At 69.1% G+C, this 20,313-nt stretch carries 20 protein-coding genes, 1 tRNA gene and 1 pseudogene; 6 read left to right on the top strand and 16 right to left on the bottom strand.

The genetic code is table 11. The features are described 5' to 3' along the window. Positions 1-83: 83 nt before the first annotated feature. The 6 genes from EFK10_RS30155 to EFK10_RS30130 all read right to left on the bottom strand — a co-directional run bounded on the left by EFK10_RS30155 (position 84) and on the right by EFK10_RS30130 (position 4,798). Positions 84-581 carry a hypothetical protein gene (locus EFK10_RS30155; RefSeq protein WP_127358824.1) on the bottom strand — a complete coding sequence of 166 codons (498 nt, stop codon included), beginning with the start codon at positions 579-581 and terminating at the stop codon, positions 84-86. 54 nt (positions 582-635) lie between these two features. Then, positions 636-1,223, bottom strand: a complete 588-nt coding sequence (pth, locus tag EFK10_RS30150; RefSeq protein ID WP_127358823.1) for an aminoacyl-tRNA hydrolase — start codon at positions 1,221-1,223, stop codon at positions 636-638. A gap of 80 nt (positions 1,224-1,303) precedes the next feature. Next, complete coding sequence (locus EFK10_RS30145) at positions 1,304-1,900, bottom strand: 50S ribosomal protein L25/general stress protein Ctc (RefSeq protein WP_127358822.1); 597 nt, start codon at positions 1,898-1,900, stop codon at positions 1,304-1,306. Between the two features lie 204 nt (positions 1,901-2,104). Further along, positions 2,105-3,082 (bottom strand): ribose-phosphate diphosphokinase, encoded by a 978-nt coding sequence (locus EFK10_RS30140; protein ID WP_127358821.1) that lies wholly within the window; start codon positions 3,080-3,082, stop codon positions 2,105-2,107. Positions 3,083-3,189: 107 nt separating this feature from the next. After that, complete coding sequence (gene glmU, locus EFK10_RS30135; RefSeq protein WP_127358820.1) at positions 3,190-4,620, bottom strand: bifunctional UDP-N-acetylglucosamine diphosphorylase/glucosamine-1-phosphate N-acetyltransferase GlmU; 1,431 nt, start codon at positions 4,618-4,620, stop codon at positions 3,190-3,192. A gap of 107 nt (positions 4,621-4,727) precedes the next feature. After that, positions 4,728-4,798 (bottom strand) — tRNA-Gln (locus EFK10_RS30130). 297 nt (positions 4,799-5,095) lie between these two features. Here EFK10_RS30130 and EFK10_RS30125 point away from each other — a divergent pair. Both EFK10_RS30125 and EFK10_RS30120 read left to right on the top strand, forming a co-directional pair. Further along, complete coding sequence (locus tag EFK10_RS30125; protein WP_127358819.1) at positions 5,096-6,094, top strand: acyl-CoA desaturase; 999 nt, start codon at positions 5,096-5,098, stop codon at positions 6,092-6,094. Between the two features lie 70 nt (positions 6,095-6,164). After that, on the top strand, positions 6,165-6,767 hold the full coding sequence (locus EFK10_RS30120) for a TetR family transcriptional regulator (RefSeq protein ID WP_127358828.1): 603 nt from the start codon (positions 6,165-6,167) through the stop codon (positions 6,765-6,767). Positions 6,768-7,089: 322 nt separating this feature from the next. Here EFK10_RS30120 and EFK10_RS30115 read toward each other — a convergent pair whose 3' ends face one another. Together EFK10_RS30115 and EFK10_RS30110 are read right to left on the bottom strand one after the other, a co-directional pair. Beyond that, the gene (locus EFK10_RS30115; protein WP_127358818.1) at positions 7,090-7,476 is read right to left on the bottom strand and encodes a VOC family protein; all 387 of its coding nucleotides are present in this window, start codon (positions 7,474-7,476) and stop codon (positions 7,090-7,092) included. Continuing rightward, positions 7,473-8,303, bottom strand: coding sequence for a trans-aconitate 2-methyltransferase (locus EFK10_RS30110; RefSeq protein WP_127358817.1), 831 nt, complete (start codon positions 8,301-8,303; stop codon positions 7,473-7,475). The genes EFK10_RS30115 and EFK10_RS30110 overlap by 4 nt, the downstream gene beginning before the upstream one ends. A 121-nt stretch (positions 8,304-8,424) precedes the next feature. Here EFK10_RS30110 and EFK10_RS30105 point away from each other — a divergent pair, with 121 nt between their 5' ends. Further along, on the top strand, positions 8,425-8,922 hold the full coding sequence (locus tag EFK10_RS30105) for a MarR family winged helix-turn-helix transcriptional regulator (protein ID WP_127358816.1): 498 nt from the start codon (positions 8,425-8,427) through the stop codon (positions 8,920-8,922). Between the two features lie 206 nt (positions 8,923-9,128). Beyond that, positions 9,129-10,049, top strand: a complete 921-nt coding sequence (locus EFK10_RS30100) for an SH3 domain-containing protein (protein ID WP_164836205.1) — start codon at positions 9,129-9,131, stop codon at positions 10,047-10,049. A gap of 66 nt (positions 10,050-10,115) precedes the next feature. Here the strand turns inward: EFK10_RS30100 and EFK10_RS30095 are convergent, their stop codons facing one another. The 4 genes from EFK10_RS30095 to galT all read right to left on the bottom strand — a co-directional run bounded on the left by EFK10_RS30095 (position 10,116) and on the right by galT (position 14,500). Then, positions 10,116-10,946, bottom strand: a complete 831-nt coding sequence (locus tag EFK10_RS30095) for a response regulator transcription factor (protein ID WP_127358814.1) — start codon at positions 10,944-10,946, stop codon at positions 10,116-10,118. A 278-nt stretch (positions 10,947-11,224) separates the two neighbouring features. Next, positions 11,225-12,412, bottom strand: coding sequence for a galactokinase (gene galK / locus EFK10_RS30090; RefSeq protein WP_127358813.1), 1,188 nt, complete (start codon positions 12,410-12,412; stop codon positions 11,225-11,227). Next, complete coding sequence (galE, locus tag EFK10_RS30085; RefSeq protein WP_127358812.1) at positions 12,367-13,359, bottom strand: UDP-glucose 4-epimerase GalE; 993 nt, start codon at positions 13,357-13,359, stop codon at positions 12,367-12,369. Before galE ends, galK begins: the two co-directional genes overlap by 46 nt. Positions 13,360-13,453: 94 nt before the next feature. After that, entirely contained in the window at positions 13,454-14,500 is a 1,047-nt protein-coding gene (gene galT / locus EFK10_RS30080) for a galactose-1-phosphate uridylyltransferase (RefSeq protein WP_127358811.1), read from the bottom strand. 102 nt (positions 14,501-14,602) lie between these two features. Between galT and EFK10_RS30075 the strand changes: the two genes are divergently transcribed. Together EFK10_RS30075 and EFK10_RS30070 are read left to right on the top strand one after the other, a co-directional pair. Then, on the top strand, positions 14,603-16,273 hold the full coding sequence (locus EFK10_RS30075) for a sodium:solute symporter family protein (RefSeq protein WP_127358810.1): 1,671 nt from the start codon (positions 14,603-14,605) through the stop codon (positions 16,271-16,273). A gap of 20 nt (positions 16,274-16,293) precedes the next feature. Then, positions 16,294-16,617 carry a hypothetical protein gene (locus tag EFK10_RS30070; RefSeq protein ID WP_127358809.1) on the top strand — a complete coding sequence of 108 codons (324 nt, stop codon included), beginning with the start codon at positions 16,294-16,296 and terminating at the stop codon, positions 16,615-16,617. On the opposite strand, the gene EFK10_RS30065 is transcribed toward EFK10_RS30070, so the two are convergent. The 4 genes and pseudogenes from EFK10_RS30065 to EFK10_RS30050 form a co-directional block, all read right to left on the bottom strand. Next, on the bottom strand, positions 16,584-17,282 hold the full coding sequence (locus EFK10_RS30065) for a helix-turn-helix transcriptional regulator (RefSeq protein WP_127358808.1): 699 nt from the start codon (positions 17,280-17,282) through the stop codon (positions 16,584-16,586). The two genes, EFK10_RS30070 and EFK10_RS30065, sit on opposite strands and share 34 nt — an antisense overlap. A gap of 270 nt (positions 17,283-17,552) precedes the next feature. Then, positions 17,553-18,095, bottom strand: coding sequence for a hypothetical protein (locus tag EFK10_RS52315; protein WP_127358807.1), 543 nt, complete (start codon positions 18,093-18,095; stop codon positions 17,553-17,555). An 89-nt stretch (positions 18,096-18,184) separates the two neighbouring features. Continuing rightward, positions 18,185-19,981, bottom strand: a complete 1,797-nt coding sequence (locus EFK10_RS30055; protein WP_127358806.1) for an ABC-F family ATP-binding cassette domain-containing protein — start codon at positions 19,979-19,981, stop codon at positions 18,185-18,187. A gap of 86 nt (positions 19,982-20,067) precedes the next feature. Next, positions 20,068-20,313: pseudogene (locus EFK10_RS30050) on the bottom strand (acyltransferase family protein); the annotation flags it as partial.

The raw sequence follows: 20,313 nt of genomic DNA, 5'->3' as shown, positions 1-20,313 counted from the left end.
TCTGGGGGAGAGTGCCCCCACCGCGTCGCCAGACCCGGCCCTCGACACACTCCTTCACCCACCCCACCTATTCGCGCGGCCTCTTACAACGTCAGGAACGCCGCCACCAGCAGTCCGCCCCCGGCCAGTCCGGCGCCCCAGGCCGTACGGCGCAGCCGCAGGCCGCCCGCCAGCACCAGGGCGACCAGCAGCAGCGCGCCGCCCAGCGGGATCCAGGCGTGCAGTACGCCGGCGAGCCCGGTGCGTACGACCGTGGAGGTGCCGGGCTCGACGGCCACCGGGATCTGCTCGCCGGTGCGGTGGGTGACCGACTTGTCGATGGTCACCTTCGCCCGGACGGTGCCCTGGCCGTCCTTCGGCAGGAACGGGCCGGTGCAGGTGGTCTCCCCGCAGGCCGACACCGTCATCGTGCCGTGCTCCCGCCCCTTGGTGAGCATCACGTGCTGGGCGGTCTTCCACGAGGTCCACACCCCCGCGGTCAGGACCAGCAGCACCAGCGCGGACAGCAACAGGACCTTACCGAGGAGCAGCAGCCCGAAGGCGCCCTCGGCGGTGCGGCGGGAACGGCTCCGTTTGACCATGCGGGGATCCTTGGCCAAAACCTGCCCCTCGGTCAACCGCCGTCAGCCGTCGGGTCAGCTGTTGTAGGTGGTTTGCGCCCGATCCAGGCCCTCCGAGATCAGCGCCTCCACCGAATCCGCCGCCCGGTCCACGAACCAGTCCAGCTCCTTGCGTTCAGCGGAGGAGAAGTCCTTCAGCACGAACGCCGCGACGTCCATCCGCCCCGGCGGCCGGCCGATCCCGCACCGCACCCGCAGGTAGTCGGGCCCCAGCGACTTCGTGATGGCCTTCAGCCCGTTGTGGCCGTTGTCGCCGCCGCCCTTCTTCAGGCGCAGCGTCGCGTAGTCGATGTCCAGCTCGTCATGGACCGCGATGATGTTTCCCACCGGCACCTTGTAGAAGTCCCGCAGTGCCGTCACCGGACCGCCGGACAGGTTCATGTACGTCATCGGCTTGGCCAGCACCACGCGGTGGCCACCGATCCGTCCCTCCACCACCTGCGCGCGGCTCTTGTGCGACTTGAAACGGCCGCCGATCCGCTCCGCGAGGAGATCGGCCACCATGAAGCCGATGTTGTGCCGGTTCCCGGCGTGCTCGGGCCCCGGATTGCCCAGCCCGGCCACCAGCCAGGGCCCCTCCGGGGTCGCTTCCGATGCGCTCATGCTCATGCCGTCCATTCAACAGGAACCGCCGCCCCGCTCCGGAAGGAGCGGGGCGGCGGCAACGGTACTGCGGGACCCGATCAGGCCTCGACGCTCGCCGCGCCTTCCTCGGCCGCTTCGCCCTCTTCCGGGGCCTCGGCCTGCGCGGCCAGGATCTGCAGGACGACCGTGTCCTCGTCGACGGCAAGCGTGGTGCCCTTGGGCAGCGGGATGTCCTTGGCGAGGATGGAGGCACCGGCCTCCAGGCCCTCGATGGAGACGGTGACCGACTCCGGGATGTGCGTGGCCTCGGCCTCGACGGGCAGCGCGTTGAGCACGTTCTCGAGCAGATTGCCACCGGGGGCCAGCTCGCCCTCGGTCAGGACCTGGATCTCGACGGTGACCTTCTCGCCGCGGACGACGGTGAGCAGGTCCACGTGCTTGAGGAAGCCCTTGATGGCGTCACGCTGGACGGCCTTGGGGATGACCAGCTCGGACTTGCCGTCGATGTCGATGCTGATCAGCACGTTCTTGGTGCGGAGCGCGAGCAGCAGTTCGTGGCCCGGCAGGTTCGCGTGCTTCGGCTCGGCACCGTGACCGTAGATGACGGCCGGCACCAGGCCGGCGCGACGGGCACGACGGGCAGCGCCCTTGCCGAACTCGGTACGGGTCTCACCGGAGATCTTGATCTCGGCCATGAAACTCACTCCTCGCAATAGAAAGACGGGGTGTTCACGTCACCCGGCCCACGACGGGCCGTTCCTTTACGAGGAGCGCGCCGATAACGGAGGCCTGAAAACAGAGGGGGCCTCCCTCGCCGAGCAACTCCAGGAGTCTACCCGGCGGGGAGGCCCGCTCAGAAATCGATCTTCTACGCGATCAGTGCGCGACCGGTACCGCGATCAGTGCGAGTCCTCGAAGAGGCTCGTCACCGAACCGTCCTCGAACACCTCGCGCACCGCGTTTGCGATCGTCGGCGCGATCGACAACACCGTGATCTTGTCCAACTCCAACTCGCCCGGCGTCGGCAGGGTGTCCGTGAAGATGAACTCGCTCACCTTCGAGTTCTTCAGCCGGTCCGCCGCCGGACCGGACAGCACACCGTGGGTCGCGGTCACGATGACGTCCTCGGCGCCGTTCGCGAACAGCGCGTCGGCGGCCGCGCAGATGGTGCCACCGGTGTCGATCATGTCGTCGACCAGGACGCAGATGCGTCCCTTCACATCACCCACGACCTCGTGGACGGTGACCTGGTTCGCCATGTCCGGGTCGCGCCGCTTGTGCACGATCGCCAGCGGCGCGCCGAGGCGGTCGCACCAGCGGTCGGCCACCCGGACGCGGCCGGCGTCCGGGGAGACGATGGTCAGCTTGCTGCGGTCCACCTTGGCGCCCACGTAGTCCGCCAGCAGCGGCAGCGCGAACAGGTGATCCACCGGACCGTCGAAGAAGCCCTGGATCTGGTCCGTGTGCAGGTCCACGGTCAGGATCCGGTCCGCGCCCGCGGTCTTCATCAGGTCGGCCATCAGACGGGCCGAGATCGGCTCACGGCCGCGGTGCTTCTTGTCCTGGCGCGCGTAACCGTAGAACGGCACGACCACGGTGATGCGCTTCGCGGAGGCCCGCTTCAGCGCGTCGATCATGAGCAGCTGTTCCATGATCCACTTGTTGATCGGAGCAGTGTGGCTCTGGATCACAAAGGCGTCGGAACCACGAGCCGACTCCTCGAAGCGGACATAGATCTCACCGTTCGCAAAGTCGAACGCCTTCGTCGGTACGAGGCTCACGCCCAGCTTGTGGGCGACCTCCTCCGCGAGCTCGGGGTGTGCGCGGCCGGAGAAGAGCATCAGCTTCTTCTCACCGGTCGTCTTGATCCCGGTCACTGCACCGTCTCCTTGGAGTTCGACTGGCGGCGAAATTGTGTGCTCCTCACACGGTACGCGCTGTTCAAGACACCCGTACACGCGGGGGAACGCCCCGAACCGCCCCTTTACTCGCCCCGACGCGCCGCTTCGGCGGCCTGTGCGGCGGCACTTCCAGGACGCTTTCTGGCCACCCAGCCTTCGATATTCCTTTGCTGGCCACGGGCGACGGCCAGCGAGCCGGCCGGCACATCCTTCGTGATCACCGAGCCCGCTGCGGTGTAGGCACCGTCCCCGACTGTGACAGGCGCCACGAACATGTTGTCCGAGCCCGTCTTGCAGTAGCTGCCGACCGTCGTGTGGTGCTTCGTCTCGCCGTCGTAGTTCACGAACACGCTGGCGGCACCGATGTTGGTGTGCTCGCCGATCGTCGCGTCGCCCACGTACGACAGATGCGGCACCTTCGTGCCCTCGCCGATCGTGGCGTTCTTCATCTCGACGTACGTGCCCGCCTTGGACTTCGGGCCGAGCCTGGTGCCGGGCCGCAGGTAAGCGAACGGGCCGACCGTCGCCTCCTCGCCGATCTCGGCGCTGTCCGCGACCGTGTTGCTCACCCGGGCCCCTGGGCCGACCGTGGTGTCCGTGAGCGTGCTGTTCGGGCCCACCTCGGCGCCGGTGGCGATCCGGGTCGCCCCGTAGAGCTGGGTGTTCGGCAGCACGACCGAGTCCGGCTCGAACTCCACGGTGACGTCCACCCAAGTCGAGGCGGGGTCGACAATCGTCGCGCCCTGCAGCATCGCCCGCTCCAGCAGCCGGTCGTTGAGCGTCCGGCGGGCCTGGGCGAGCTGTACGCGGTTGTTGATCCCGGCGATCTCGCGGTGGTCGGCGGCGATCGCTGCGCCGACCCGGTGACCGGCCTCGCGGAGGATCTCCAGGGTGTCGGTGAGGTACTCCTCGCCCTGCGCGTTCTCCGTCGTCACCTTGTCCAGCGCGTCCGCGAGCAGCCGCGCGTCGAAGGCGAAGACCCCGGAGTTGATCTCCCGGATGGCCTTCTGGGCGTCGTCCGCGTCCTTCTGCTCCACGATGGCCAGCACCGCGCCGTCCGCCGCCCGTACGATCCGACCGTAACCGATGGGGTCCGGGACCTCGGCCGACAGGACGGTCACGGCGTTGCCGTCGGCCTCGTGCGCCGCCACGAGGGCGGTCAGCGTGCCGTCGGTGAGCAGCGGGGTGTCCCCGGCGGTGATCACGATGGTGCCGGTGAGCGCGGGCAGCGTTTCCAGGGCGACGCGGACGGCGTGGCCGGTGCCGTTCTGCTCGTGCTGGACGGCCGTGCGGATCCTGCTGTCGATCCCTTCCAGGTGCGCCGTGACCTGCTCCCGAGCGTGGCCCACCACGACCACCAGGTGCTCCGGTTCCAGGGCACTCGCGGCCGCCACCACATGGCCGACGAGGCTCCGGCCGCTGATCGTATGCAGGACTTTTGGCGTTGCCGACTTCATGCGGGTGCCCTCACCCGCGGCAAGAACGACGACAGCAGCCGGGCGATGGGCGCTCACAGGAGGGGCTCCTCGGCATCGGGTCAGTGACACCCGCAGGATACCGGGGCGTTTCGGGCCAGAAATGCGGGCGGGCCACGACGGAACGTCGTGGCCCCAACATTACGCTCCGCTGCCAGGATTCGAACCCGGACTTATCGGACCAAAACCGACAGTGCTGCCATTACACCACAGCGGATAGCACATCCAGCCGAATCGGACCCCTGATCAGGCCGCCGAATCGACGCCCACCACTATGCCGTACCAGCAGTCCTCGACGCGAGGGCGTAGATCACCCAGGGGTTCGAGCGAATCTCCACGAGCGTGCCCGCCCGAACCTGGGTACAAGAGAAGGGAACCGTATTCCATGCCGACACGCACGCTCTGTTCCATCGCAACTTGGCGCTGCCATGCTTCCGACGCCGTAGGTTACGGTTCCGTAGCACGGCACATCGTATGAAACTCCCACACACCACACCCCTGGCGAGGGATCACCATGACCACAGAGACAGACGTGATCACAGAGCCCCGGGAACCCGGGTCCGGGACGGCGAACGAGGCGACGGCGCTGCCGAAGGCGACGCTGGGCGGTGACAAGAAGGGATCGCTCGAGCAGATCACACTGGGCCTGTTCATCGCGATTCCGTTCATGGCGCTGCTGGCCGCGATCCCCTTCGCGTGGGGATGGGGGATGAGCTGGCTGGACCTGGGCCTGATGGTGAGCATGTACTACCTCGGCTGCCACGGCATCACCATCGGCTTCCACCGGCACTTCACCCACGGGTCGTTCAAGGCCAACCGCCCGCTCAAGATCGCGCTCGCCGTCGCCGGCTCGATGGCGGTCGAGGGGCCGCTCGTGCGCTGGGTGGCCGACCACCGCAAGCACCACAAGTTCAGCGACGCCGACGGCGACCCGCACAGCCCCTGGAAGTACGGCGAGACGGTCCCGGCCCTGGTCAAGGGCCTGTGGTGGGCGCACATGGGGTGGATGTTCGACGAGGAGCGGACGCCGCAGGAGAAGTACGCGCCGGACCTGGTCAAGGACCCGGCGCTTCGGCGGGTCAGCCGCGACTTCTGGTTCTGGACGATGCTGTCGCTGGCGCTGCCGCCGCTGGTGGGCGGCCTGGTCACGATGTCCTGGACGGGAGCCGCGTCGGCGTTCTTCTGGGGCTCGCTCGTCCGCGTGGCCCTGCTGCACCACGTGACCTGGTCGATCAACTCGATCTGCCACGCCATCGGCAAACGCCCCTTCCGCTCCCGTGACAAGTCGGGGAACGTCTGGTGGCTGGCCGTGCTGTCCTGCGGCGAGTCCTGGCACAACCTGCACCACGCCGACCCGACATCCGCCCGCCACGGGGTGCTCCGCGGGCAGATCGACTCCAGTGCCCGGCTCATCCGCTGGTTCGAACAGCTGGGCTGGGCGACCGATGTCCGCTGGCCGACCGCTGACCGTATCGCCGCCCGGCGTAAAGAGAGTGTCAGTGAAGCGGCATGATTGACGCGTGAGCGACGGCATTAGCAGAAGCAGCGAGGGTACGGGGTCGCGACGTGCCCGGCGGGTACGGATGACGGGCAAGGAGCGCCGCGAGCAGCTTCTGGACATCGGCCGGACGCTCTTCGCGGAGCGCGGCTTCGAGGGCACCTCGGTGGAGGAGATCGCGCACAAGGCGGGGGTCTCCAAGCCGGTCGTCTACGAGCACTTCGGCGGCAAGGAGGGGCTCTACGCGGTCGTCGTGGACCGCGAGATGCGGCGGCTGCTCGACATGGTCACCAGCGCCCTGACCGGCGGCCATCCGCGTGAACTGCTGGAGCAGGCGGCCTTCGCGCTGCTGGACTACATCGAGCAGTACACGGACGGTTTTCGGATCCTGGTCCGGGATTCCCCGGTGGCCCAGTCGACCGGCACCTTCGCGTCGCTGATCAGCGATATCGCGACGCAGGTCGAGGACATCCTGGGGATGGAGTTCAAGCAGCGGGGCTTCGATCCGAAGATGGCTCCGATGTACGCACAGGCCCTGGTCGGCATGGTGGCGCTGACCGGGCAGTGGTGGCTGGAGACGCAGAAGCCGAAGAAGGCCGAGGTCGCCGCCCACCTGGTCAATCTGTCCTGGAACGGGCTGTCGGGGCTGGAGCCCAAGCCACGCCTCATCGGACACCGCAAGAACTGAGGGCCGGTCTTCGCGAAGACCGGCCCTCGTCTGCTTCAGAGGCCGCGCAAATAGGTGGGGCGGCGTCGCGTGCCGATGGCTCTCGCCTGGCGGCGTTGTCGTCGGTCGACGACGTCCCCCAGCCTGGCGGCTGGGTGGGGGTCCTCCCCCTGGCTTCGCCGGGGGCACCCCCACCGGCCGAAGACTGGTGGGGGTCCTCCCCCAGCCTGGCGGCTGGGAGGTGCCCCCACCGGACGGAGTCTGGGGGAGAGTGCCCCCACCGCCTTGCCAGACCCGGCCCTCGACACGCTCCTTCCTCCGCCACACCTAATTGCGCGGCCTCTCAGTCCCTTAACGCGACCGGCTCAAGGAATTCCAGCCGGTTACCGACCGGGTCCTCGGAGTAGAAGCGCATGTGCCCCGGCAGGTCGTAGTCCCAGACGACCTGGGCGCCACGTTCCTCCAGCCGCTTGGCGAAGTCGTGGATGCCGGTGACCCGCACACCCGGGTGGGCCTTCCTCGCGGGGCGGAAGTCGGCTTCGATGCCCAGATGCAGCTGGACGGTGCCGTCCCCCGTCGCGAACCAGCAGCCTCCCTTGGCGGCCAGGACGGGCGGCTTGGCCCGTTCGATGAGGCCGAGGGTGCCCACGTAGTACGTACGCAGGGCGTCCTCGCTGCCCGGTGGGGCGGCGAGCTGGACGTGGTCGAGGGCGGATATCCCGGAGGTCACTGGACGGCCTTCTTTCGTACGACGGCGAAGATGCGCCGGAAGGGGAAGACGGTGCCGCGCGGACCTGCCGGATAGGCCTTGCGGAGCAGGTCGCGGTACTGGGCGAGGAATTCGCCACGGGCGGCGGAGTCGTCGGCGAGGGCGGTGAGGACGGGGCGCAGCGCGGTGCCCTTGGTCCAGTCGAGGACGGGGTCCTCGCCCTGGAGGAGCTGGACGTACGTGGTCTTCCAGACGTCGGGCTCGTCGGCCAGGCCGGGGAGCCCGGAGAGGCGTTCCAGGTAGCCGGCGGGTTCGAGGATGTGGATGAAGCGGCGGCCGTGGCCGTCGCCGAGGCGGTCGCGCCACTGGGGGGCGTCGCAGAGCTCCCCGAGGAGGGCGTGACTGGGGGAGGTGAAGTTGCCCGGGACCTGGAAGGCGAGGGTGCCGCCGGGGGCGAGGTGCTCGTACCAGGCGGGAAAGCGGTCGGCGTGACCCTGGACCCATTGGAGGGCGGCGTTGGAGACGATCAGGTCGTAGGTCTGGTCCGGGGTCCAGTGGGCGGCGTCGGCGTGGGCGAAGTCGAGGCGACCGCCGCCGGGGGTGGCGCCTTCGTACGACTTCGCTGCCTCCAGCATGTCAGGGGAGCTGTCATAGCCGGTGACATGGGCGTCCGGCCAGCGGTGGGTGAGCAGGACGGTGACATTGCCCGGCCCACAGCCGATGTCCGCGATGCGCGGAGGGTGGCCGGGGAGTTCGGATATACGGGCGAGGAGGTCGTGGAAGGGGCGGGTGCGGTGAGTGGCGTGTCGGAGGTACTGCTGGGGGTCCCACGTGGCTGCAGCTTGCATGTTCGTACTCCCTGGTCAAGAGCGAATCTGGCTCCTGGGCCCGACATTGCCCATACGTTCCCCGAATTAATCTCTTGATGTCAAGAGACTTCATGTCGACAGAACCACTACACTGATCTCCATGGAGGACGAGGTCGACCGGCTGGTCGCTGCATGGCGCCGTGAGCGCCCCGACCTCGACGTTGAGCCGCTTGAGGTGCTGAGCCGGGTGAGCCGGCTGGCCCGGCATCTGGACCGGGCGCGGCGGCTGGCATTCTCCGAGCACAGCCTGGAGCCCTGGGAGTTCGACGTTCTGACCTCGCTGCGCCGCGCCGGGCAGCCGTACCAGCTCTCCCCCGGCCAGCTGCTGACCCAGACACTGGTCACTTCGGGCACGATGACCAACCGCATCGACCGGCTGGCCAAAAAAGGCCTCGTCGAGCGGCTTCCGGACCCCTCGGACCGGCGCGGAGTACTGGTGCGCCTCACCCCTGAGGGCCAGGACCGGGCCGATCAGGCCCTCGCCGGACTTCTGGCCCAGGAGCGGGCGATCCTGGCCGAGCTCTCGGACCGCCAGCGCGGCGAACTGGCGGACCTGCTGCGGCAGTTGACCGCACCCTTCGACAACGTCCCGGGATGATTCCGGATCTTGTTTCGCGGGCCCCCAGTGGACACGCACTGCTACCGGTTGCGCACTCATAGTGGCACACCTAGCTTGAGGGTGTGAAGGCCGCATAAAGACCAAAGGGTCACTTTTGCGGCACCCGGCATGGTTCCTCTTTGTCAATTCCGTGTCGGTTTCAATCCGGACCCACGCCGGGTCCCTCTCCAACATTGGAGATGCAGATGCCTCTGCAGAAGAGCCTGACCAAGATAGCCAGCGCGACCGCCACGGGAGTCCTCGCCTCGGCGCTCGCGCTCGGCACCACCGGCACCGCCTTCGCCGACGACACCCCGCAGGGCAACGGCCCGGAGGTCACGTCCCCCAACCTGGGCGACGACGGCCTCGCGCCGGCCTTCGACGACCAAGTGACGACGCCGGCCATCCCCGGCAACATCGACGCCCCGGACGCCTCCGACGCCCAACTCCCGGACTTGTCCGGTGAGATGTCCTCGGCGGCCTCGACCGACCGAGTCGCCTATCCGCACCGCGCGCTCTACAAGGGCCGGGTCACCTCCCCCTTCGGCCTGCGGATCCGCTCCGGCCCCAGCGCCCGCGCCCGCGTCCTCGGCACCCTGCCGCAGGGCGCGCTCGTGTGGATCCAGTGCAAGGTCAACTCCCAGGAGGTCGGGGGCAACCCGCGCTGGTACAAGCTGGCCAAGGGCTACTGGGTCTGGTCGCCGGCGCGCTTCATCCGCAACATCGGCCCGGCCCCGCGCTTCTGCCACTTCAGGGACCGGCAGGACGAGTACACCGTCTACGACTACACCTGGGAGAGTTACGACACCTCCGGCTCGCACCACGGTGACATCGGCTGGAACGGTCACAACAACAGCTCGCACCATGGCAACAGCGGCTGGAACGGTCACGACAACAACAGCAAGCACGAAGACAACCACGGCAACAGCAGCTGGAACGGTCACGACAACAACAGCAAGCACGAAGACAACCACGGCAACAGCAGCTGGAACGGTCACGACAACAGCGGCGAGAGCCAATTCGGCAACAAGGGTGACAACCACGAGTCCGGTTGGAACAGCAAGGAAAGCTGGAACAACGACTCGGGCCGGGACAACGGCTGGAGCAGCACTCAGGGTGGCAACTAAGACACCGGCTCCATCGGTGACCCGGCGGCCTGCTTTCCCCGCTCGCGGGGAAAGCAGGCCGCCGCCTCAGGCTCCGGAAGCGCCCGCGCTCGCGGCCAGGTCCGCCGGTCCCACCCCGGCCCGCCGGGCCAGGGCCACGGCGGCGAGCGTCGAATGCACGCCGAGCTTGCCCAGCACATTCTGCATATGCGTACGGACGGTGTGCGGGGACAGATAGAGCCGCTCCGCCACGGCCTTGCGGCCCAGCCCGGCGACCATGCAGCGCAGCACCTCCTGCTCGCGCGGAGTGAGCGACTCCACCAGCCGTTCGCTCTCCGTGCGATGACGCCGCGCGGCGGTCAACTCCCGCAGGACGCCGGTGAGCAGGGCGGGCGGCAGATGGGTCTCGTCGCGCAGCACGCCCCGCATGACGGCGAGCAGCCGGGACAGTGAGCAGTCCTTGGCGACCCAGCCGGACGCCCCGGCCTGCAGGGCGCGGGCGGCGCGGCGCGCGTCGTCGCGCTCGGCGAGGACGACGGTGCGGGTGGCCGGGTGCTCGGTGCGCACCCGCTCGACCAGGGCTATGCCGTCGACCGCGGCCATGGCGGCCTTCGCCCCGTCCGGCGCCGCGGAGTTCACCGCGTGCAGCGGTTCGGGCAGTCGCGGTTCGGGCACCCGGGCGGCCGCCGCGTTCACGACGGCGCCCATCGGCACCCGGGCGGCGGCGCCGAGGTCTGCGTCGACGAGCAGTACGTCGTAGCGGCGGCCGTCGGCCGCGGCACGCTCCAGGCAGCGCTGGGCGGCCGGTCCGCTGCCGGCCGCCGACACGTCGACGTCGGGCTCGGCCGCGAGTGCCGCGGCGAGCGATTCGGCGAAGATCCGATGGTCGTCGACGACGAGAACGCGAATCCGTCCCACGGGCCCCACTCCCGGCAATTGGCACTCCCCCACGGTGGAGGCGGAGTCCACGGAGGATCCGGCCCCCGGAGCGGGTTGTGCACCGCAGCCTCCGTACGACAGCCGCCGTACCGAATCGCTACCCCGTTCCAGGTGCCGAACCCTTGTGTCTCGCCCCCTGATGCGACGCCGGCCCCCACCGGCGCTGTGGAAAAAGCGTAGGGGCAGGGGCTGACAAAGGCGCCCGAATGGCAAAACTTGCTCGATGGAGTTGTGTTTTGTTGCCAATATTGATCGGTTCAGGCCAGCCGCCGGGCTCCCTCGGACGGTACGGCGCTGAAGACCCGGGGCGGGACGAAACCGGCCGTCGCGAAGGCGGCGATCACCGCGTCCGTCACCTTGTCCGCCGCCGCGTCCTCGACCAGCACGATCGCCGAGCCGCCGAAGCCGCCGCCGGTCATACGGGAGCCGAGCGCGCCGGAGTCGTTGGCGGCGGAGACCACGAGGTCCAACTCCGGGCAGGACACACGGAAGTCGTCGCGCAGCGAGGCATGTCCGGCGGTGAGCACCGGCCCGATGGCGCGGAAGTCACCGTCCTCGGCGAGCCGGACGACCTGCTCGACCCGGTGGTCCTCGGTGACGACATGCCGGGCCAGGCGCACGAGTTCCTCGTCGTCGAGCCGTTCGAGGGTCGTGTCGAGGCCCTCGTACGGGACGTCACGCAGGGCGTCGACCTCCAGGGCGGCGGCGGCCGCCTCGCAGCCGGCCCGGCGCTTGCCGTACTCGCCCTCGCTGTGGGAGTGCTTGACCCGGGTGTCGACAACGAGGAGCCGCAGGCCCTGCGCGGCGAGGTCGAAGGGGATCTGACGCTGCGACAGGTCGCGGGTGTCCAGGTGCAGGGCGTGGCCGGCGGTGCAGCAGGCGGACGCGGTCTGGTCCATGATGCCCGTGGGCGCGCCGACGTAGACGTTCTCGGCGCGCTGGCACAGTCGGGCGAGGCGCCAGGGCTCCAGGCCCAGCCCGTACAGGTCGTTCATCGCCAGGGCGGTGACGACTTCCAGTGCCGCCGATGACGACAGCCCAGCGCCGGTCGGCACCGTGGACTCGAAGTGGATGTCGGCGCCGGTGATGACATGTCCCGCCTCGCGCAGCACCCAGAGGACCCCCGCAGGGTAGGCGGCCCAGCCCTCTGCGGGGTCGTCGGCGCTCAGCTCGTCAAGGAACAGCTCGACGGTGCCGCCGTCGACGTTCGCGGAGTGCAGGCGCAGCCGTCCGTCGGTGCGGCGGGAGACCGCGGCGACGGTGGTGTGCGGCAGCGCGAACGGCATGACGAAGCCGTCGTTGTAGTCGGTGTGCTCGCCGATGAGGTTGACCCGGCCCGGCGCCGCCCAGACGCCCTCGGGGCCGGTGCCGTACACCTCGCGGAAGGTGTCCGCTGTCGTCACTCGCTCTTCTCCAGGTTCTGCAGATTCTGCGCGAAGTCCCATGCGTCGCTGACGATACCGACCAGGTCGGCACGGGACGGCTTCCAGCCCAGCCGCCCCTTCGCCCGGTCCGCCGAGGCGACGAGGACCGCAGGGTCACCGCCGCGACGCGGGGCGATGACCTCGGGGACGGGGTGGCCGGTGACCTGGCGGACGGTCGCGATGACCTCGCGGACGGAGAAGCCGTTGCCGTTGCCCAGGTTGCAGATGAGGTGCTCGCCGGCCGTGGAGTGCTCCAGGGCCAGCAGGTGCGCGTCGGCGAGGTCGGCGACGTGGATGTAGTCGCGGACGCAGGTGCCGTCGGGGGTCGGATAGTCGTCGCCGAAGACGGAGATGACCTCGCGGCGACCCTGCGCGACCTGGAGGACGAGCGGGATGAGGTGCGACTCGGGGTCGTGGCGCTCGCCGTACTTCCCGTAGGCGCCCGCGACGTTGAAGTACCGCAGCGAGACGGCGGCCAGCCCGTGAGCGACGGCCTCGCTGGTGATCATGTGGTCGACGGCGAGCTTGGAGGCACCGTACGGATTGGTGGGCAGCGTCGGGTCGTCCTCGGTGATCGGGACGGACTTCGGCTCGCCGTACGTGGCCGCCGTGGAGGAGAAGACGAGCTTGCGCACGCCCGCGTCGCGCATGGCGGTGAGCAACTCCAGGGTGCCGGCGACGTTGTTGCGCCAGTACTTCTCGGGGTTGACGACCGACTCACCGACCTGGGAGCTGGCGGCGAAGTGCAGCACGGCGTCGTACGAGGAGTCGAGGATGCGGGCAGCCTCGGTCTGGATGCGGCCCTCGACGAAGTCGGCCCCCTCCGGGACACCGGCGCGGAAGCCGGTGGACAGGTCGTCCAGGACGGTGACCCGGTGGCCCGCCTCCAGCAGGTGGGCCGCCACGACGCTGCCGACATAGCCGGCGCCGCCGGTGACCAGAACCTTCTTCGTACCGGTGTCGCTCACTGGGTCTCCGCCTTTCTGATGTCCGTGTCCCGGCCACCGTAGTGGTGGGATCTGAGGGGCCTCTGAGACCTTTCCCAGAGGTCGTTCATTCGGGTCATACGGAGGCGACCTCCCGCAGGCGGGCGGCCGCGGCCTCCGGCGGCACGTCGTTGACGAAGGCGCTCATCCCGGACTCCGACCCGGCGAGGTACTTCAGCTTGCCGGCGGTGCGGCGGATGGTGAACAGCTCCAGGTGCAGGGCGAACTCGCGGCGCAGCTCGCTGCTGAAGGGCGCCTGGTGCCAGCCGGAGATGTACGGCGTCGGGGGCTCCCCGGGACCGAAGATCCGGTCGAAGCGGCGCAGCAGCTCGAGGTAGACCGCCGGGAACTCGGCGCGCGCCTCCTCGTCCAGGCCCAGCAGGTCGGGCACCCGGTGCTTGGGATAGAGGTGGACCTCGTACGGCCAGTGGGCGGCGTAGGGGACGAAGGCGGTCCAGTGGGCGGCGTCGATGACGATGCGGGAGCCGTCCTCCAGCTCCCGGGCCACCGTGTCGTCGAAGAGGTTGCGGCCGCCCGTGGCCTCACGGTGCTGCTCCAGGGACCTCAGCATCAGCTCGGTGCGCGGGGTGACGAAGGGATAGCCGTAGATCTGGCCGTGCGGGTGGCCGAGGGTGACGCCGATCTCCTTGCCGCGGTTCTCGAAGCAGTAGACCTGCTCGACGGAGGGCAGCTGGGAGAGCTCGGCGGTGCGGTCGGTCCAGGCGTCGAGGACCAGCCGGACCTGGGCCTCGGTGAGACCGGCGAAGGACTGGTCGTGGTCGGAGGTGAAGCAGACCACCTCACAGCGGCCGGTGTCGCCGGACAGGGACGGGAAGCGGTTCTCGAATACGGCGACGTCGTAGTCCGAGTCGGGGATTTCGCTGAGCCTGCCGTTGCGGGACGGGCAGAGCGGGCACTCGTCGGCAGGCGGGAGATAGGTCCGGCCCTGTCGATGGGAGGCGATGGCCACGGAGTCACCGAGCAGCGGGTCACGGCGGATCTCGGACGCCGTGGATACCGGGTCGAGCGGCCGGTGATCCACCGCGTCGCGTACGGCGTCGTCCCGGCGGTCGTAATAGATCAGCTCACGACCGTCGGCGAGCCGGGTCGTCGTCTTCTTCACCCTGGAGGCTCCTCATCCCACCCACCAAACATAACTAAACACAATGAACCACAAGGCAACAGTTACGTCAATCACCCAACATTTCCGGGGAGGGATTCGCACATGCGATACCTGGCCGACGGGCTCCGGTTGCCCACCAACGCACTTGACTACTCGATCCTTGCGATCTACTTCGTCGTCGTACTCGGCATCGGCTTCGCTGCCAGACGCAGTGTCAAGACGAGCCTGGACTTCTTCCTCTCCGGCCGCTCACTGCCTGCCTGGGTCACCGGACTCGCGTTCGTCGCCGCCAACCTGGGGGCCACCGAGATCCTCGGCATGGCCGCCAACGGCGCCCAGTACGGCGCGTATACCGTGCACTGGTACTGGATCGGGGCGATTCCGGCCATGGTCTTCCTGGGCCTGGTGATGATGCCGTTCTACTACGGCTCCAAGGTCCGGTCGGTGCCCGAGTTCCTGCTGCACCGCTACGACAAGAGCGCGCACCTGCTCAGCTCGATCCTCTTCGCCTGCGCCGCCATCCTCATCGCGGGCGTCAACCTCTACGCGCTGGCGATCGTCGTCGAGGCGCTGCTGGGCTGGCCGCAGTGGGTGGCGATCTGCGTCGCCGGATTCTTCGTGCTGATCTACATCACCATCGGCGGTCTGTCCTCCGCCATCTACAACGAGGTGTTGCAGTTCTTCGTCATCCTGGCGGCCCTCATCCCGCTGACCGTCGTCGGTCTGAAGCGGGTCGGCGGCGTCAGCGGCCTCACCGACAAACTCGACGCCACGCACGGCGCCAACTTCACCAGCGCCTGGGGCGGCACTGGCATCGGCGACCCCAACCCGCTCGGTGCCAACTGGCTCACCATCGTCCTCGGCCTCGGCTTCGTCCTCAGCTTCGGCTACTGGACCACCAACTTCGCCGAGGTGCAGCGCGCCCTGTCCGCGAAGAACCTCTCGGCGGCGCAGCGCACCCCGCTCATCGCCGCCTTCCCGAAGATCTTCATCCCCTTCATCGTCATGGTCCCCGGGCTCATCGCGGCGGCCCTCGTACCGAAGATCGGCACCAGCGGCTCGAACCTCACGTACAACGACGCGATCCCCCTGCTCATGCAGGACCTGCTGCCCAACGGTGTGCTCGGCATCGCCGTGACCGGGCTGCTGGCGGCCTTCATGGCGGGTATGGCGGCGAACGTGTCGTCCTTCAACACCGTCTTCACCAACGACATCTGGGGGGCTTACATCCAGAAGGACCGCCCCGACTCGTACTACGTGAGGTTCGGCCGGATCATCACCGTGATCGGTGTGATGGCCAGCATCGGCACCGCGTTCCTGGCGTCCAGCTTCGGCAACATCATGGCGTACCTGCAGACGCTCTTCTCGTTCTTCAACGTGCCGATGTTCGTGGTCTTCATCATCGGTATGTTCTGGAAGCGCACCTCGACCAAGGCCGGCTTCTGGGGGCTGTTGAGCGGCACCGTGGCCGCGATGATCAACTACTTCTGGTTCTACAAGCGGCACGTCATCAGCATCCCCAGCGACCAGGGCGCCAACTTCGTCTCGGCGATCGTCGCCTTCGTCACCGGCGCGGTGGTCATGGTCATCGTGAGCGCCTTCACCCAGCCCAAGCCCGCCGAGGAGTTGGCCGGCCTGGTCTACGGCACTACATCCCCCGGCATGGCCGAGCCGCCTGCCAAGGGCGACGACGCCTGGTACCGCCGCCCCGCACTCCTGGGCTGGACCGCGCTGGTGCTGGCCGCGCTGTGCTACATCCCCTTCTCCCTCTGAGGCTCCCGAGGTAACCGGACATGAGCGAGCATCAGGACGACTACCAACACAAGATCGAGGAGCTCGAGCACGCGTCCGTGACCGCGGCCAAGCTCTTCGACATCCGCCGCATCATCGGCGGCCTCTTCACCGTATACGGCGTCATCGTCACCATCGCCGGCATCACCGCCTCCGACGCCGCCATCCGCAAGGCCCAGGGCATCAACATCAACCTCTGGACCGGCCTCGGCATGCTCATCCTCGGCCTGCTGTTCCTGCTCTGGGTCAGGCTCAGCCCGCCGCCGCCCCCGCCCCCGCCGGAGGAGCTGCTTCAGGAGAGCTCCGGGTCCGGCTCCGGGGAGTGACCCACGCCCGCCCGGTCCAGCAGGCCGGTGCGGGCGGCCAGGGCGGCGGCCTCCAGGCGGGAGCCGACACCGAGTTTCATCAGGACGCGCTGGACGTGGGTGCGGGCGGTGCTGGAGGCGATACCCATGCCGGCGGCGATGAGGCGGGTGTCCTCGCCCTCGGCGACGCGGACGAGGACCTCGATCTCCCTCGGGGTGAGCAGCTGGAGCAGGCGGGTGCCTTCGTCGTCGGGCTCGGCCACCGGGTTGAGCAGGTCGGCGAAGGCCGCCTGGAGGAGGGCCGGCGCGATTGCCACCTCGCCGGCCCGCGCCTTCGCCATCGCGCGCTCGACGCCCTCAATGCGCTCGTCGTGCCGTACGTAGCCGGACGCGCCGGCCGCGAAGGCCGCCGCGATCCCGCGCGGGTTCGGCACGGGCCCGAGGATGAGCACGGCGACCCCCGGGCGCTCCTTCTTGATCCGTACGACCGGGTCGAAGACCCCCGGTTCGGCCGGCGCCGCGGTACCGATCAGACAGACCTCCGGCGACCGCGACAGCACCAGGTCCGCCGCGCCGGACACCGGCGCGGCGGCCGCCAGCACTCGGTGCCCGCGCAGCTTCAGCGCCGAGGCGAGCGCTTCCGCCAGCAGACGGTGGTCGTCGACCACCACAAGCCGTACGCCCATGTGGCGTCCCCTCATCCCCCTGGGAGTGGTGAGGCCCGGCCTCGCCCGACTCCACTCCGTCCCCCTCACAGGCCGTGGCGCGGTCCGCCCGGCGCCCAGCTGTGCCCTGTCTGTGAGCCCGGGTCTAGCCCCGGAAGGTACACGCTTGTTCGACTTTTCGCGCCCCTTACTCGCCAGAAGTCTCTCTCATTAACGGAATTCCCGCTGCTATTGGCCGGTTCACCACCGAAACAGCCCGTTTCGTAGCGGACTCGGACAGCGAACGGCCGATCAGCCGAACGCCGCGACCGACCTCTGCGTGGACCCGTCGGCCCCCGCGCTGCCGAGGGACCTGACGGTGGCGGCGGTGATGAAGAAGTGCTCGTTGTGGATCCAGAGGTAGTCGCCGCTGTAGAACGCGTCCTCAAGACCCTTCCCGCTCTCCGGAAGCTCCATGTACGGCCCCACCTGGTGGGTGGTGGTGTCGACCGCGATGAGCCGCCCCGCCTTGTTGTACGTGGGCTGCTGGTAGCCGATCACCTTGCCGCCGCTGTCGTCCAGGCCGACGATGGTGTCGGAGGTCGCGATCCACACGCCGCCTACGACCACGAGGACAGTGGCCACCGCGCCCGCGATGATGCCGATCAGCTTGCCGTTGCCGCCGCCACGCTGCGGGGGCTGCTGCTGCGGCGCGTAGTACGGCTGCTGGGGCTGCGGCGGGTATCCGTACTGCGGCTGCTGGTAAGGCTGTTGGTACGGCTGCTGCTGGTACGGGTACGGCGGTGGTTGTTGCTGGCCGTACGGGTTGCCAGGCGGCGGGGGCGGCTGCGACATGGGGTTCTTTGTATCACCGGGAACTCACAGCTTCACCGGGCGGCCCGGTACCGTTACACCCCTGCTACGCGCCGGGCCTGGGCGTCGCCTTACGCGTCGTCGGCCAGCTCCAGCCAGCGCATCTCCAGGTCGTCGCGCTCGTCGCGGAGCGCCCGCAGCTCCATGTCCAGCTTGGCGACCTTCTCGAAGTCCGTCGCGTTGGCGGCGATTTCGGCGTGCAGCTTGGCTTCCTTCTCGCCCATCCGGTCGAGCTGACGCTCGATCTTCTGCAGCTCCTTCTTCGCGGCCCGGCTGTCACCGCCGCCCTTGGGCTTGGCGGCGGCCGGTGCCGGGGCGGGGGCCGCGGCCTCGGCGGCGCGCTTGCGGCGCTCCAGGTACTCGTCGACGCCGCGCGGCAGCATGCGCAGGGTGGCATCGCCGAGCAGGGCCATGACGCGGTCGGTGGTCCGCTCCAGGAAGTAGCGGTCGTGGGAGATCACGACCATGGAGCCCGGCCAGCCGTCGAGGAGGTCCTCCAGCTGGGTCAGGGTCTCGATGTCGAGGTCGTTGGTCGGCTCGTCGAGGAACAGCACGTTCGGCTCGTCCATGAGGAGGCGCAGGATCTGCAGCCGCCGACGCTCACCGCCGGAGAGGTCGCCGACCGGCGTCCACTGCTTCTCCTTGGTGAAGCCGAACTTCTCGCACAGCTGCCCGGCGGTCATCTCCCGCCCCTTGCCGAGGTCCACCCGCTGCCGTACGGACTCTACGGCCTGCAGCACCCGCCATGACGGGTCCAGCTCGCCGACCTCCTGCGACAGATACGCCAGCTTCACCGTCTTGCCGACCGCGATCCGCCCGGCCACCGGCTGCGTGTCGCCGTCGCTGTACGCGGCATCGGCCAGCGCCCGCAGCAGCGAGGTCTTGCCGGCCCCGTTGACGCCGACCAGGCCGACGCGGTCGCCGGGGCCGAGCTGCCAGGTGAGGTGCTTGAGCAGCACCTTCGGACCGGCTTGGACGGTGACGTCCTCGAGGTCGAAGACCGTCTTGCCGAGCCGCGAATTGGCGAACTTCATCAGCTCGGCGGTGTCACGCGGCGGCGGGACGTCGGCGATCAGCTCGTTGGCCGCCTCGATCCGGTAGCGCGGCTTGCTGGTGCGGGCCGGGGCGCCCCGGCGCAGCCAGGCCAGCTCCTTGCGCATCAGGTTCTGCCGCTTGGTCTCCTCGGTGGCGGCGATCCGCTCCCGCTCGGCCCGGGCGAAGACGTAGTCGCTGTAGCCGCCCTCGTACTCGTGCACGTCGCCGCTCTGCACGTCCCACATGCGGGTGCAGACCTGGTCCAGGAACCACCGGTCGTGGGTGACGCAGACGAGCGCGGAGCGGCGGGCCTGGAGGTGCGAGGCCAGCCAGGAGATGCCCTCGACGTCGAGGTGGTTGGTCGGCTCGTCCAGGATGACCAGGTCCTGCTCGTCGATGAGCAGCTTGGCGAGCGCGATGCGGCGCCGCTCGCCGCCGGACAACGGTCCGATGACGGTGTCCAGGCCCTGCGGGAAGCCGGGCAGGTCCAGCCCGCCGAACAGGCCGGTCAGTACGTCCCGGATCTTGGCGTCGCCCGCCCATTCGTGGTCGGCCTTGTCCCCGACGACCTCGTGCCGGACGGTGGCCGCAGGGTCCAGGCTGTCGTGCTGCGTGAGCACGCCGAGCCGCAGGTCACCGAGGTGGGTGACCCGGCCGACGTCCGGGTCCTCCAGCTTGGCGAGCATCCGGATGAGGGTGGTCTTGCCGTCGCCGTTGCGGCCGACGACCCCGATGCGGTCGCCCTCCGACACGCCGAGCGAGATGCCGTCGAGCAGGGTGCGGGTGCCGTACACCTTGCCGACTGCCTCGACGTTGACCAGGTTGACGGCCATTTTTCTCCATGCTCGCTGGGGACGATAGGTCTACCAGCCTAATGCGGCGGGGCCGGTGCCCGAGTACGGCGGAGGATCGCCGGCGCTCAGACGGGTGGCCGCCCGGCCCGCTCCACCAGCGCCCAGCCCGCCAGCGCCATCGCCACCGCCGCCGGGGCGCTGATCCGTACGGCGATCAGCACGGCGGTGTGGCCGTCCAGCATCCCGCCGAAACCCACGATGGACAGCCCGAGGATCCCGAACAGGGCCAGCGCGACCCCCACGGCGGCCGTCGGCCCGCCCCACCGTGACCCGGCGGCGGCCGGCCGGGGCCCCGGCGGGCCCTCCGCGCG

This window comes from Streptomyces soli (genome assembly GCF_003999195.1).
Lineage (GTDB): Bacteria > Actinomycetota > Actinomycetes > Streptomycetales > Streptomycetaceae > Actinacidiphila > Actinacidiphila soli.
The sequence above is the reverse complement of the archived record's forward strand: the minus strand, read 5'-3'. Positions and strand labels throughout refer to the sequence as shown.

Excerpts from the sequence above, each read along its gene's own strand:
- EFK10_RS30155 (WP_127358824.1), bottom strand. The coding sequence starts at position 581 with ATGGTCAAACGGAGCCGTTCCCGCCGCACCGCCGAGGGCGCCTTCGGG.
- pth (WP_127358823.1), bottom strand. The coding sequence starts at position 1,223 with ATGAGCGCATCGGAAGCGACCCCGGAGGGGCCCTGGCTGGTGGCCGGG.
- EFK10_RS30145 (WP_127358822.1), bottom strand. The coding sequence starts at position 1,900 with ATGGCCGAGATCAAGATCTCCGGTGAGACCCGTACCGAGTTCGGCAAG.
- EFK10_RS30125 (WP_127358819.1), top strand. The coding sequence starts at position 5,096 with ATGACCACAGAGACAGACGTGATCACAGAGCCCCGGGAACCCGGGTCC.
- EFK10_RS30120 (WP_127358828.1), top strand. The coding sequence starts at position 6,165 with ATGACGGGCAAGGAGCGCCGCGAGCAGCTTCTGGACATCGGCCGGACG.
- EFK10_RS30110 (WP_127358817.1), bottom strand. The coding sequence starts at position 8,303 with ATGCAAGCTGCAGCCACGTGGGACCCCCAGCAGTACCTCCGACACGCC.
- EFK10_RS30105 (WP_127358816.1), top strand. The coding sequence starts at position 8,425 with ATGGAGGACGAGGTCGACCGGCTGGTCGCTGCATGGCGCCGTGAGCGC.
- EFK10_RS30100 (WP_164836205.1), top strand. The coding sequence starts at position 9,129 with ATGCCTCTGCAGAAGAGCCTGACCAAGATAGCCAGCGCGACCGCCACG.
- galK (WP_127358813.1), bottom strand. The coding sequence starts at position 12,412 with ATGGGACTTCGCGCAGAATCTGCAGAACCTGGAGAAGAGCGAGTGACG.
- EFK10_RS30075 (WP_127358810.1), top strand. The coding sequence starts at position 14,603 with ATGCGATACCTGGCCGACGGGCTCCGGTTGCCCACCAACGCACTTGAC.
- EFK10_RS30070 (WP_127358809.1), top strand. The coding sequence starts at position 16,294 with ATGAGCGAGCATCAGGACGACTACCAACACAAGATCGAGGAGCTCGAG.
- EFK10_RS30065 (WP_127358808.1), bottom strand. The coding sequence starts at position 17,282 with ATGGGCGTACGGCTTGTGGTGGTCGACGACCACCGTCTGCTGGCGGAA.
- EFK10_RS52315 (WP_127358807.1), bottom strand. The coding sequence starts at position 18,095 with ATGTCGCAGCCGCCCCCGCCGCCTGGCAACCCGTACGGCCAGCAACAA.
- EFK10_RS30055 (WP_127358806.1), bottom strand. The coding sequence starts at position 19,981 with ATGGCCGTCAACCTGGTCAACGTCGAGGCAGTCGGCAAGGTGTACGGC.